This is a genomic window from Tindallia californiensis (assembly GCF_900107405.1).
GTDB lineage: Bacteria > Bacillota > Clostridia > Peptostreptococcales > Tindalliaceae > Tindallia > Tindallia californiensis.
In genome coordinates this window covers 109,676-122,836 of record NZ_FNPV01000006.1, presented here as the reverse complement: position 1 = coordinate 122,836, position 13,161 = coordinate 109,676, and the positions used below count along the sequence as shown (strand labels likewise).

The following is a 13,161-nucleotide window of genomic DNA, read 5'->3' as shown; positions in this document are numbered from 1 at the left end:
CTATTATAACATACTTTTCTCAACATTATAACAAGTAAAAATCTTTTTTTACAGAAGTGTGGAGGATAGCGCGGATTATTTTGAAGCTTCTTTGCTATGAGGAGATTTCTTTCGCTATGAGGAGATTTCTTATGGTACAATAACAGCAGAGGAAGAAGTAGTATTACTTAAAGTTTTCGGAATTAGGAAATTCATAAAAACGTGTAAAATGAAGGAAAAGGAAGAGAATAGGCAGGAAACAGATAAAAAGAAAAGCAGGAGGGAACATTATGTCAACAGTACAAATCATGAAAGACACCAAAGTGGCGTCAAAAATTCGCAATAAGGATCTTGCTCCCCAGGGGAAACTAAAATTAGACTGGGTACAGGCACATATGCCTCTGTTAAACGAAGTGAAGCAGCAATTTGAAAAAAGCCAGCCTTTTAAGGGGTTGAAAATTGCTATTTGTCTCCATTTGGAAGCAAAAACCGGCTATCTGGCACAGGTGGTTCAAGCTGGTGGTGCTGACGTGGTGGTCTGCGGCAGCAACCCATTGTCAACTCAGGACGATGTGGTGGCAGCCTTGGTAGACTCTGGTATTACAGCCTATGCGTGGCATAATACAACGGATGAAGAATATCATGAATTAATCAACGATACCTTGGACTTTGAACCGGACGCCATTATTGATGATGGGGGAGATCTGGTAAAGATCCTTCACAGCCAACGGCCAGAACAGGCAAAAACCATTATTGGCGGTTGCGAAGAAACAACGACAGGCATTCATCGGTTAAAGGCCTTGGAAAAAGACGGGCTTTTGGAATTTCCAATGATGGCGGTGAATGATGCCTATTGCAAATATCTTTTTGATAATCGCTATGGAACAGGTCAGTCTGTGTGGGATGGTATCAACCGAACAACCAACTTGGTGGCCAGTGGTAAGACCGTAGTGGTTATTGGTTATGGCTGGTGCGGTAAAGGGGTTGCTATGAGAGCTAAAGGGCTAGGAGCGAAAGTGGTCGTAACGGAAATTGACGCTATTAAAGCCTTAGAAGCTCATATGGATGGATTTGATGTGATGCCAATGGAAAAAGCGGCTTCTCTGGGGGATGTCTTTATTACAGTCACCGGCAACCGTGATGTGATCAGTAGCCGTCATTTTGATAAAATGAAAGACGGCGCTGTTATGTGTAACGGAGGACATTTTGATATCGAAATTAACAAAATAGAGTTGGGAGAAAAAGCGGCAACCCAACGAACCGTTCGTAACAATATTGAAGAATATCGGATGGCTGACGGTCGAAACCTGTTTCTGATTGCTGGCGGACGATTGGTGAATTTGGCGGCTGGCGATGGCCATCCAGTGGAAGTGATGGATTTAACCTTTGCCTTACAGGCCTTATCCCTGCAACATGTGGTCGAAAACAAAGGAAGCTTACCGGCGAAAGTATTGTCCGTTCCAGAAGAATTGGATCAGTATGTGGCAAACCTTCGCCTGAAAACCCTGGGTATTACCATTGACCAGTTGACATCAGACCAAGAAGCTTATCTGAATAGCTGGGCCTAATTCAAAAACCGTAGAACAGAAAACGATTAAAAAGCAAACGATTAAAAAACATAAAAAAGCCATGGGGTTATGTGAGAAGCCTCATGGCTTTCTTAGATGGTCAGGAGGTTAATAGCATGGAGAGCATCTCTTCTGCAGGATCGATAATCTCTAGAAACGTGTGGGATTCAAGGGATTTTTTGAGATAAGGAAAATGAGTACATCCTAGAATAAGGGCAGGTACACCAATGGTTTCGAAAAATTTCAGCAAATGAAAAAGGCCCTGCTCCTGCATGATTGTCTCCGGTGGGGTAGCCTTTTCGATGGCAATAACCAGTTGAAGCAGGGCGGTTCCCACTACCTGAGTCGTTTCCCTAGCCTCCATGATGACGTTTTCGATACCCCGTAGCGACTGACAGTTAGCCGCCAATAACCCTACCTTGTCATAAAGATGGGCGGTTTGCTGATAAACGTTTAAGGGAGTGATGATGCGAAGACCAGTTTCTGTTTGAAGTTCTTCCAGATTGATGGCGGCACTTAGCGAATTGCAAAAAATACATACCTTGCTAATACGATGAGTTTGTTTCATCAAAAGGATTTCTCTGGTGATTAACCGTTGCAGCTTTAGAGGATAAAGCACTTGCAAAAGGGTGGCTTCTTCCGGGGAAGCGGAAAGACCGACGCCGATGGTTTTGACGCCCCGCTGTTGAAAAAAAGTGACCCCCATATGAGCATCAACAGGCGTACCGCCAATGATACCGATAAGATGATCTGTAAAACGGCCTGAAGCATTGCGGATGTAACTCATAGAACCCCTCCTTGTCTTATGTGCAAAAACTTCGGAATAAAAACAATATTGACACAACTATCTTATCACATAGAGGGTTGAAAAAGCGATCAGAAAAAACAGTGATCCGCTGAAAATAGGAAAGGTGAAAATAGGAAAGGAAAACATTGCTAGACGACAAATAGTATGCTATGAATGGTGTGAGGGTATTAATCAAATAAGCAAGTGAATAACTCGGAGGTGAAGACCAGATGGCAATTCTTATTACTGGTGGAGCGGGCTATATTGGAAGTCATACGGTTACCTATTTTCAGCAACAAGAAAAAGAAGTAGTGGTAGTGGACAACCTGCAGACCGGTCATCGAAAATCCGTGGAAGCGGATCATTTTTATCCACTGGATATTCGGGATCAGGAAGCCTTAGACCAGGTATTCAAAAACCATAAGATTCAAAGCGTCATTCATTTTGCCGCCAGTTCGCTGGTGGGAGAAAGTATGGAAAAACCCTATGAATACTATCACAACAACGTATATGGCATGTTGTGTTTATTGGAAGTAATGAAAAACAACGGGGTGAAAAACCTGGTTTTTTCTTCTACCGCCGCTGTCTATGGCGAGCCGGAAAATATTCCGATTCAGGAGACGGATAAAACAGATCCAACCAATACCTATGGAGAAACAAAGCTTGCCATGGAAAAAATGATGAAATGGTTTGATCAGGCCTATGGAATAACATACGTTTCGCTACGGTATTTTAATGCGGCAGGAGCCCATGAGAAAGGGCATATAGGGGAAGCGCATGATCCGGAAACCCATTTAATTCCACTGGTGCTACAGGTTCCAAGGAAAAAAAGGCAACAGCTTTTTATTTTTGGAGATGATTATCCTACGATGGATGGAACCTGTGTAAGAGACTATATTCATGTGATGGACTTGGCTTCGGCTCATTATTTGGCACAGCAGTATCTGGTGGCAGGAAACAGGAGTGATGTTTTTAATCTGGGAAATGGCAATGGATATTCTGTAAAAGAAGTAGTGGCAGCAGCGAGAAACATTACCGGTCATAATATTCCGGCTGAAATCAAAGAAAGACGACCGGGAGATCCGGCCACTTTAATTGCATCCTCCGAAAAAGCAACAAAAATCCTAGGCTGGTCCCCACGCTACCCCACCTTGGAAAAAATCATTGAAGACGCATGGAGATGGCATTGCCGTGAAGAATAAGTTTTTAGCAGCCCCCCTCTTCCAAAAGAGGGGGGCTTTGTGAGTGCTGGTTATTTACTTAAAAAGATGAAAAAAACAGCTTGACAAAAGCATAAGAGCTGACTATACTAAGAGTGTACTAGCTGTACTACTTATAATAATACAGTGAATTTGTCCAGAGAGTCGGAAAAAATGTGAAACGAGGTGAATCAATGTTCGAACTGGATTTAAGGAGTCGAATACCCATCTATGAACAACTAGTAGAAAGGATTAAAGAAATGATTATTACAGAATTATTGAAATCTGACGAACAACTGCCTTCTGTTCGATCTCTGGCACAACAATTAACCATCAATCCAAATACCATTCAAAAAGCTTACCGGGAACTGGAAAAACAAGGATATGTTTATACGGTACAAGGTAGGGGAAATTTTGTTTCACCAGTAATGGAGAAAATGCAAAAGGAAAAGAAGGAGGAATTACGGCGAGAACTAAAAAAATTAATGGCGGAAGCTTTTTATCTTGGAATGGATCAGAAGGATATGCACCAAATGATCGATGAAGTGATGGAACAGCAAGGGGGAGGCGAAAAGAATGATTAAAATCAGCGGATTAATCAAACGCTTTGAAGATACGGAAGCATTAACGAGCTTAACCATGAAAGTCAATAAAGGCTCTATTTATGGGTTATTAGGTTCCAATGGAGCAGGAAAAACCACTCTGTTAAAAACCTTAGCAGGTATTTATCAGGAAGATGAAGGCGAAGTGCAGATTAGCGAGGAACCTGTTTTTGAAAATGAAAGTCTGAAACAAAGACTGATCATGGTTCCGGACACCTTGTATTTTTTCCCTGGTTTTACGGTAGAAGAAATGGCGGATTTTTACCGGAAAATTTATCATCGCTGGACAGAAGAACGATATCGACAGTTAGAAAGCGTTTTTGGTATCAGTCGGCAGCAAAAGATTCAAAAACTTTCCAAAGGGATGCAGCGTCAAGTAGCCTTTTGGCTGTCCTTATCAGTAATGCCAGACATTATGATTTTAGATGAACCTCTGGATGGTTTGGATTCGGTGATGCGTCAAAAGGTAAAAAACTTGCTGGTGCAGGACGTGGCGGAGCGGGAAATGACCATTATTATTTCTTCTCACAATCTGAGGGAAATGGAAGATTTTTGTGATCATGTCGGGATTTTGCATCAGGGAAAACTGCTATTGGAAAAAGACTTGGATGAACTTAAAAAAGACATTCATAAAATTCAGATAGCCTTTAAGGAAACGCCGCCGGAAGAGATGTTTCAGAAAATGAATATCCTTCATACAGAGAAACGGGGCAGTGTTCACCTGATGATTATCCGAGGAGTGAAGGAAAAGCTGATAGAAGAATTCAAAGCCTTTCAGCCGGTCATTGTGGATATCCTTCCATTAACCCTGGAAGAAATATTTATTTACGAAATGGGGGATCACGCCTATGAAGTGGATCAAGTCATTTTTGCATAAGGGTGTTATAGAAACTAATCTAAAACGCTTTGTGTGGGTAGGTGGCACTTATTTTATCCTGTTGATGTTGCTTTTGCCACTGCGGGTACTGATGACCCTGCCATCCATGGAAAACTACTATTTTAGTGATCAGATCTTTACAAGGATATATGCCTTTCAGGGCGAACCCTTTCAAATGTTTTTAATCCTTACCGTACCCTTGGTAACGGCGATTGTCATGTTTCAGTACCTTCAACAAAAATCGCCAACCGATTTTTTTCACAGCATTCCGCTGCCGAGAAAAACCTTGTTTTGGAGTAATCTTACCAGTGGGGTGTTGTTATGGTCGCTTCCTATTCTGGCAACCGGTGGGATCAGTTTTCTGATCCGAAGCTTTACGGAACTTCATCTTTATCTGGAGTCAGCAATGATCTGGCAGTGGATGGGCACCAGTTTGCTGATGAATGCGGTCATCTACTGTGCCTCCATTACGGTGGGCATGTTCTCCGGCGTCATTTTAGCGCAGGGAATCTTTACCTACATTCTCTTGCTGCTACCGGCAGGTATGTTGGTATTGATTGCGTACAATCTGAACAGTCTGTTGCATGGCTTTAGTGGAGACTTTTTAATGAGAGAAGATTATTTGCTGTTTTCGCCGGTGATCCGTACCTTTGGACTGTATGCGGATCTGCTTAGCCGGTCAGAAGTACAGGGATACCTGGTGGCATGCGTCATTCTCATTGCTCTTTCCAGAGTCTTGTACCAATACCGGAGAATGGAAAGATGCCGGCAAACCGTTGTTTTTAACGGAATTAATATGATTTTTCTGATGGGAATTACTTTTTGTGTCATGTTGACAGGCGGCTTATATGTTCAATTAGCCAGTCGTCATAACGGAATCTGGGTGTTTGTGGCCTACCTTCTTTTTGCCCTGTTGGGACATTTTATTGCCTTAGCCGTTCTCAACAAAAGCTTTCGGGTCTTTAACCGAAAAAGTGCTAAAAGTTTTGGGATTTACTTGTTGGTGGTAGGAGCAATCCTAATGGGAATTGTAACGGATATTACAGGTTATGAACAGCGTGTTCCGGATCCGGAGAAGGTGGAAGCCGCCTATTTTGACTGGGGTTTCTGGAGATATCATCATAAATGGGATGATTTGGACGAGGAAGGGATGGATTATCTTTACCGACATCCAGAAAGCATTGAAAAAATCATTGCCCTTCATGAAGCGATTGTGCAACAAAAAGAAGGAAGGTTTTTGCGGCATCCTTCCTATAACGGAGATTTCCGAGGCATATCCTTGGTGTATCACTTAGAAAATGGAAATCGTCAAATCCGAGAATATACGGTGCCTTACGAAGACTTTGAAAGCTATTTCCGTCCTATCCGTGAATTAGCGGAAGATAAAAAGATGGAATATCCGGTGCTGAGACTGGAAGCGGAAGACGTGTCTCATATTGAGTTTCGTTCCTATGAATTGGATAAACGAAAAATCCTGCAGCAGGAAGAAGCAAGAGAAGTACTGAAGATTATTCAACAAGAAATTGAAGAAGCGGATTACGATGTTTTATATGGTGAAAGCAGTCATCGACATCAGGGATCTCTTCGTGTCCGGCTGACAGATGGAAAAAGTAAGGCGATGGCTCCTTATTATGGCGGAGAAATCTATGTAGCCCGTCATCCGGAGTTTGAAACCTTAGAAAGATGGTTAAAAGATCAGGGCTATTATGAAGATGTTACCGTAGTGCCGGAGGATATTTATCAAGTATCGGTTCAGATGGTGCAAAATGAAGAAGAATGGGAACTGATGGATAGAAATGGTTTTATGGAAGTAGGGAATGGCATTATCACCAAAGAGAAGGAAGAGATTAAAGAAAGCTTAACCCGCTATGATCCTTTCTGGCGGCGGGATGACCATTTTCCGGTGTATGTGGTCGGTTTCTTTGACGAATTTGATAACCAGCTATTTATGGGAACCTTTGAATCAGGGAATTTACCAGAATTTATTTACCTTCAATAAAGCAATAAAGTAAAAGAGCTAAAAAAATCCTGAAGATCAGGATTCAATCATGATCTTCAGGATCTCGACATCTGTTTCTTTCATTCCAATTTTGGCCATCCGGCAAACACTGCGGATGGTCTCTTCAATATCTTCCTTTAAAAGACCGTCACCGGCTTCAAAATACTGATCTTTTTCTGCTAAGCGGAAGGACAGGATAGCCGCATCCACAGAAGAAGCGATTTTAGCGGCACAGGAAGCTTTTGCACCATCGCAGACAATGCCGGAGGTATTTGCCAAGGTGTTGGCAATGGATCTGGCAATGACAGGAAAAGATGCCTGATGTAAATAGGCAATAGCCGCTGTGGCACCACAAGAAGCACTGACCGCACCACAAAAAGCAGATAATTTGCCAATGCCGGTTTTGATATGAATAGAGATCAGATTACTGAGTGCCAGGGCTCGATACAGAGTTTCTTCCGGTACTTCCAGGTATTCAGCAAAAACAATGACGGGTAAAGAGACGGTTAGCCCTTGATTTCCACTACCGGAATTAATGACCACTGGCTTGGAACATCCACTCATTCGAGCATCCGAACCGGAAGCGGCATAGGCTTTTGCTTTGTTATCCACCGCATCTCCATAAAGTTCCAACAGGGTTTTGCCCACATTGGCACCATAAGGATTGGCAAGACCATCTTCGGCAATGGCTCGGTTCATAGTGACCTGATCCTCCAAGACGGGCTTTAGTTTTTCCGCATCTACCTGACGGATATAATCATAGATCCCTTGAATGCTTAAAAAACTTCGATCCACCTGTTGGTTTTGAGTGGCATTGACATCTATCGTAGATTCCTGTGGAAGAACCTGTTGGTTTTTAGTGATTTCAATAATACCGGTGTGACAGTCCTTTAAGGTAACACTGGCTTCTTCCTGTCCAGTACGAAGGAGAACTTTAATGTAGAGTCCTTCCACCCCTTCGGCCAGCTCCACCTGGCATATCTTCTTTTCCAGCTTCTCTTTTGTTTCCTGAATATGCTCATCCGTAACCAAAGTCAATACTTCCAGCTTTCGTGACGCTTCTCCCCCAACAGCTCCAAGAATGGCACTGGTTTCAATGCCTTTCATACCCGGTGTCATCGGTACGGTGACGCCTTTTACATTTTTAATGACGTTTCCACTGCATTCAACAATCATAGACTCCGGCATCTGTCCTAACACTTCCCGGGCTTTGGCGGCGGCATAGGCAATAGCAATTGGTTCCGTACAGCCTAATGCCGGTACCAGTTCTTCTTCTAATACCTGAATATATAAATCCTTCAATGGAAAACCCTCCTTTTCTCGTTCATCCTCTATTCTTATATAATTTTTGTAAGCTGTCAACAAATATTACCGAAACTGGTGGGAAATCCTTGAAAAAAGGGAAAAAAGAGGAAAAATGGAAAACAAGAATAGTGCTTGATTGCCCATTTTGAATATGATATGATACTTTTGTAACAAGACAATTTAATAACATTTGATGGTGTCTGTTTGATTACGAGAACAGATTAAAAGGGAAGATGGGTGAAAAGCCCACGCGGTCCCGCCACTGTAATGCAGAGCTATTAGTCATATCCACTGTTGAAACACAACAATGGGAAGGAGACTGATGTGCGATGAAGCTGAGCCAGGAGACCTGCCATGAAATGCTCCATATTTCTCACGGGAGATGAGAAGGAGAATAGGAAGCATCCGAAAAACCTTGTTTTTCTGGTTGTTCTTAACTGATGACTAATGATAACAATAGTTCAATAAACACTTCTCCCGGAATCTGGAGGAGTTTTTTTATGTCTGCGTTTCTGGAAAGAAAGTGGAAGGCCTGTCTCTGCAGAGTGCAGAAAGCAAGGAAATAAAAAGGGAAAGAGAAGCATAAAATAAAAAGTGTCAAAAGAAGCAGAAGGGAGGAAGGAAAGATGAAAATTTATACGCGGGGTGGCGATCAGGGAGAAACCAGTTTATGGGATGGTCAGCGAGTAACCAAAGACGAGTGTCGGGTGGAATGTTATGGAACCGTCGATGAGCTGAGCAGTTTTCTGGGCGTGGCTCGGGCCACTGTAAAAGATCAGGAAGTCAAAGAAATCTTAAAAGAAATTCAACAAGCATTGTTTATCCTAGGTGGTGAACTGGCAACCCGAAATCCGGAAAAAATGAGGGATACCATAACAGAGGAACAGGTGAAAAAACAAGAAGAGCTGATTGACCGTTATATGGGCCAGTTAGAAAAACCCTTAACCTTTGTAGTGCCTGGAGAAACCCTTTCCTCGGCACATCTTCACGTTGCCAGAACCGTATGCCGCCGTCTTGAGCGACGAATTATCTGGTTAATGCGGGAAGAAGAGATTAATGACTGTTTGCTGCGGTATGTGAATCGACTGTCGGATACCCTGTTTGCATTGGCAGTGAAAGAAGAAGGCTGTTAAAGGGCTTAGTAGCCGATAATGGATTTGCTGGATGGTAAAGGATTAGGTGGGGAGGTTGAGTTCGTTGGCAGAAAGAATAACATCATTAGAAAAATTGACTCATCGGGAGGCCAAATTGTTACAGCTGATACGGGAAACCCAGCATGGAGAAATGCGACTGATTATTCAGGATGGTCATGCCATTCGCATCGAAGACTGGAAAAAATCCATGAAACTATGAATGGTCGGAACGCCGGAGATTTGGAAAAGGATAATCGGGCCGATCTCTGGTGTTCTTTAGCTTGCCTTAAGACAAAGAAAGAAGGGTGAGGTTGTTGAGTGTGATGGAAATCGTTGCTAATCCCTTTCTTTTGATTGGGATATGTGTACTGGCAGGTCATTTGATGGGTCAAATAGAAGTGAAAGAAGTAAAGTTAGGTAGTTCAGCCGTGCTATTTGCGGGGATACTGATCAGTTATCCACTCATCAGCTATCTGAAAATAGCAGCGGTTCAATTGGTTCCAGAAAACGGGCAACTGATACCAGGTTCGCTGTTTCATTTAAGCTTGATGATTTTTATTGCTTCCGTTGGCTTAATGGCAGCAAAACATATTCGGCTGGTGATTCGCCAATATGGATATCAATTTTTACTATTGGCGTTAGCCATCACAACAGCCGGGGCATCCGCCAGCTATTTTTTTATGAATTTTATGTATCCAACCTTGAGAACGGCCATTCTTGGTACGTATGTAGGAGCGTTGACCAGTTCGCCTGGCTTAGCAACGGCCCTTGAAATAACAGGAGTTGAAGGTGGTGGAGAGCAATCCATGGTTGGCCTTGGTTACTCTATTGCCTATATCCCCGGTATTATGGCGGCGGTTATCTTTGTGCAACTAATTTATCGAAATCATAAGAGAAGCAGAAAAAATGACATAAACCAGGAAAGAACAGAAGCAAAAATGAGCAAGGAAGAGAGCGAGAGCATTGAAAAAGGTCAGAGAGCTGAAGGATGTTTTTGTATAGCATCTTTTTCCTTCGTTTGCGTGACCGGCATCATCCTTGGAAATATTTCTTTTTATATGGGATCATTTTTGGGTACCTTTTCCTTAGGGACGACGGGTGGTGTTTTAATAAGTGCTTTGCTGCTGGGCGACAAGAAAAAATTGGGTCCTTTTATTTTCCTGATGGAAGATAGCCAACTGGGGGTTTTGCGTGACACCTCTTTAAACTTGTTTTTAGCTATCGTAGGGCTTAATTATGGGTATCAGGCACTGCACATGCTGAAGGAGGTCGGAGTTTCCTTATTATGGGTGGGAACTATGACGGCCGTAGTCAGTATATTGGTCGGATATCTGGTAGGAAAGCATTTATTAAAGCTTCCTACGGTTTATCTTGTAGGAGGAATTTGTGGTGGAATGACCAGTACACCGGGACTTGCTGCTTCCATTGATGCGTTTGAAAGCGATGAAGTAACCGTGGGCTACGGAGCGGCTTACCCCTTTGCACTATTGCTGATGATTCTATATACCAATATTTTATATCGATAAAAGAACGGAGGCTTAGCGATGAACATTCATGAATATCAGGCAAAATCCATCTTAAAGAAATACAACATAGCTGTACCCCGTGGATTTGCGGTTCACACAGCAGAAGAGGCGGAAGAATCAGGCTGGAACATTCAAACGGATATGGCCGTTGTGAAAGCACAAATTCATGCTGGCGGTAGGGGAAAGGCTGGCGGAGTGAAAGTGGTAAACAGCCTTAAAGAGGTGAAACAAGCAGCGGAATCCTTATTGGGAAAAAAGCTGGTCACTCATCAGACCGGACCGGAAGGCCGAGAAGTAAAAACCCTGTTGATTGAAGAAGGCTGCGATATCCTAAAAGAATATTATGTAGCTGTAACCTTGGATCGGGAAGCATCCCAGGTAATGATCATTGCTTCTGAAGAAGGAGGAACGGATATTGAAGCCGTAGCCGCTGAAACTCCGGAACGGATTCACCGTGAACTCATTGATCCGGCTATAGGTCTAGCGGATTTTCAGGCCCGGCGGTTATGTGATGCTATCAAAATCCCTTTGGAGCAGGTTTCGGAAGCTTTGTCTATCTTAAAAAATCTTTATCGGTGCTATATAGAAGAAGATTGCTCCATGGCTGAAATAAATCCTCTGGTCACGACAAAAGACGGTGGCATGATGGCCTTAGATGCAAAGTTAAGCTTTGACGAAAACGCTCTTTTTCGTCAGCCCCATCTATTGTCCTTCCGGGATCAGAATGAAGAAGATGAAAAAGAAACCAAAGCAGCGGCGTACGATCTTTCCTATATTTCGCTGGACGGCAATATTGGATGCATGGTGAATGGCGCCGGCCTGGCCATGGCGACCATGGATATCATCAAATACTATGGCGGGGATCCGGCAAATTTTCTGGATGTAGGTGGTAGTGCTACGGAGGAAAAAGTCACCGAAGCTTTTAAGATTATCTTATCAGACTCCAAGGTGGAGGGCATTTTTGTCAATATTTTTGGAGGCATTATGCGCTGCGATATTATTGCAGAAGGAGTTATGAATGCCATCAAAGAAATAAACCTTCAGGTACCTTTGGTGATTCGGCTGGAAGGGACTAATGTTAAGGAAGGAAGAAAACTCCTGGAAGCATCGACTCTTTCCATTCATACGGTGATGAATATGGACGAAGGCGCAAAAAAAATCGTGGAACTGGTAAAGAAAAAAGGAGGTGCGGTTCAATGAGCATCTGGGTAAATGAAACATCAAGAATCCTTATTCAGGGCATTACCGGAAAAACAGCCCAGTATCATGCCCAGCTGATGCAGGAATATGGCAGCACCATCGTGGCCGGAGTCAGTCCTGGGAAAGAAGGTCAGGCACTGTTGGGAATACCTGTGTTTCATACGGTGCGAAAAGCGGTGGAAAGAACCAGTGCCAATGTGAGCGTGATCTACGTACCGGCTCCCTATGCCGCCGATGCCATCATGGAAGCTGTGGATGCTTCTTTGGACCTAGTGGTATGCATTACAGAACATATACCGGTATTGGATATGGTAAAAGTGAAAAAATATATGGAAGGCAAAAGAACCCGGCTGATTGGACCCAACTGCCCGGGAATTATCACGCCGGAAGCTTGCAAAATTGGCATTATGCCTGGCTACATTCATCGAAAAGGAAGAATCGGCGTTGTTTCCCGATCTGGAACCTTGACTTACGAAGCGGTCCACCAGTTATCTCAAAGAGGTATCGGGCAGTCAACTGCCGTGGGCATTGGCGGCGACCCGATTCATGGTACCGACTTCATTGATGTACTACAGGCTTTTCAACAGGATGAGGAGACAGATGCCGTAGTGATGATTGGTGAAATTGGAGGCAATGCCGAAGAAAAAGCCGCCGCCTGGATCAGCGAGCATATGAAGAAACCGGTGGTAGGCTTTATTAGCGGAGAAACCGCACCTCCCGGAAAAAGGATGGGCCATGCCGGAGCCATTATATCAGCAGGAAAAGGAACGGCCAAAGAAAAAATAGAAGCCATGAAAAAAGCCGGTATTTATATGGCAGAAAAACCTACCAGTATTGGAAAAACTTTAGTAGAAGCGTTAAAAAAAGAAAATCTATGGGTCGACGAATTTGAATCCTATCAGCATAAAATTTCGAAAGCCTTAAAATAAAAACAAAATAGTTTCTACTGACTGGAAAACCAGAGGTAGCTAAGAACTCATGTATCC

At 43.2% G+C, this 13,161-nt stretch carries 12 protein-coding genes and 1 riboswitch; of the genes, 10 read left to right on the top strand and 2 right to left on the bottom strand.

Annotated elements, in window-relative coordinates; genetic code table 11:
* Positions 1-269: 269 nt before the first annotated feature.
* Entirely contained in the window at positions 270-1,547 is a 1,278-nt protein-coding gene (locus tag BLV55_RS09600; RefSeq protein WP_242870095.1) for an adenosylhomocysteinase, read from the top strand.
* 100 nt (positions 1,548-1,647) lie between these two features.
* Here BLV55_RS09600 and BLV55_RS09595 read toward each other — a convergent pair whose 3' ends face one another.
* Positions 1,648-2,334 carry an aspartate/glutamate racemase family protein gene (locus tag BLV55_RS09595; RefSeq protein WP_093313803.1) on the bottom strand — a complete coding sequence of 229 codons (687 nt, stop codon included), beginning with the start codon at positions 2,332-2,334 and terminating at the stop codon, positions 1,648-1,650.
* 230 nt (positions 2,335-2,564) lie between these two features.
* Here BLV55_RS09595 and galE point away from each other — a divergent pair, with 230 nt between their 5' ends.
* The 4 genes from galE (at position 2,565) to BLV55_RS09575 (ending at position 7,011) form a co-directional block, all read left to right on the top strand.
* The gene (gene galE, locus BLV55_RS09590) at positions 2,565-3,536 is read left to right on the top strand and encodes a UDP-glucose 4-epimerase GalE (RefSeq protein ID WP_093313801.1); all 972 of its coding nucleotides are present in this window, start codon (positions 2,565-2,567) and stop codon (positions 3,534-3,536) included.
* 191 nt (positions 3,537-3,727) lie between these two features.
* The gene (locus BLV55_RS09585; RefSeq protein WP_093313799.1) at positions 3,728-4,117 is read left to right on the top strand and encodes a GntR family transcriptional regulator; all 390 of its coding nucleotides are present in this window, start codon (positions 3,728-3,730) and stop codon (positions 4,115-4,117) included.
* Positions 4,110-5,012 (top strand): ABC transporter ATP-binding protein, encoded by a 903-nt coding sequence (locus BLV55_RS09580; protein ID WP_093313797.1) that lies wholly within the window; start codon positions 4,110-4,112, stop codon positions 5,010-5,012. The genes BLV55_RS09585 and BLV55_RS09580 overlap by 8 nt, the downstream gene beginning before the upstream one ends.
* Complete coding sequence (locus BLV55_RS09575) at positions 4,984-7,011, top strand: DUF6449 domain-containing protein (protein ID WP_093313795.1); 2,028 nt, start codon at positions 4,984-4,986, stop codon at positions 7,009-7,011. Before BLV55_RS09580 ends, BLV55_RS09575 begins: the two co-directional genes overlap by 29 nt.
* A 36-nt stretch (positions 7,012-7,047) precedes the next feature.
* Here the strand turns inward: BLV55_RS09575 and BLV55_RS09570 are convergent, their stop codons facing one another.
* Positions 7,048-8,313 (bottom strand): L-cysteine desulfidase family protein, encoded by a 1,266-nt coding sequence (locus BLV55_RS09570; RefSeq protein WP_207646066.1) that lies wholly within the window; start codon positions 8,311-8,313, stop codon positions 7,048-7,050.
* Positions 8,314-8,493: 180 nt separating this feature from the next.
* Positions 8,494-8,687: riboswitch (cobalamin riboswitch) on the top strand.
* A gap of 255 nt (positions 8,688-8,942) precedes the next feature.
* Between BLV55_RS09570 and BLV55_RS09565 the strand changes: the two genes are divergently transcribed.
* The 5 genes from BLV55_RS09565 to sucD all read left to right on the top strand — a co-directional run bounded on the left by BLV55_RS09565 (position 8,943) and on the right by sucD (position 13,104).
* Entirely contained in the window at positions 8,943-9,449 is a 507-nt protein-coding gene (locus BLV55_RS09565) for a cob(I)yrinic acid a,c-diamide adenosyltransferase (RefSeq protein ID WP_093313793.1), read from the top strand.
* Between the two features lie 64 nt (positions 9,450-9,513).
* Positions 9,514-9,669, top strand: coding sequence for a DUF2292 domain-containing protein (locus tag BLV55_RS09560; protein WP_176968354.1), 156 nt, complete (start codon positions 9,514-9,516; stop codon positions 9,667-9,669).
* Between the two features lie 103 nt (positions 9,670-9,772).
* Positions 9,773-10,975: an aspartate-alanine antiporter-like transporter gene (locus BLV55_RS09555; RefSeq protein ID WP_242870101.1), complete on the top strand. Its 1,203-nt coding sequence runs from the start codon at positions 9,773-9,775 to the stop codon at positions 10,973-10,975.
* A gap of 18 nt (positions 10,976-10,993) precedes the next feature.
* Positions 10,994-12,175 (top strand): ADP-forming succinate--CoA ligase subunit beta, encoded by a 1,182-nt coding sequence (gene sucC / locus BLV55_RS09550; protein WP_093313789.1) that lies wholly within the window; start codon positions 10,994-10,996, stop codon positions 12,173-12,175.
* Complete coding sequence (gene sucD / locus BLV55_RS09545; RefSeq protein ID WP_093313787.1) at positions 12,172-13,104, top strand: succinate--CoA ligase subunit alpha; 933 nt, start codon at positions 12,172-12,174, stop codon at positions 13,102-13,104. The genes sucC and sucD overlap by 4 nt, the downstream gene beginning before the upstream one ends.
* Positions 13,105-13,161: the final 57 nt, after the last annotated feature.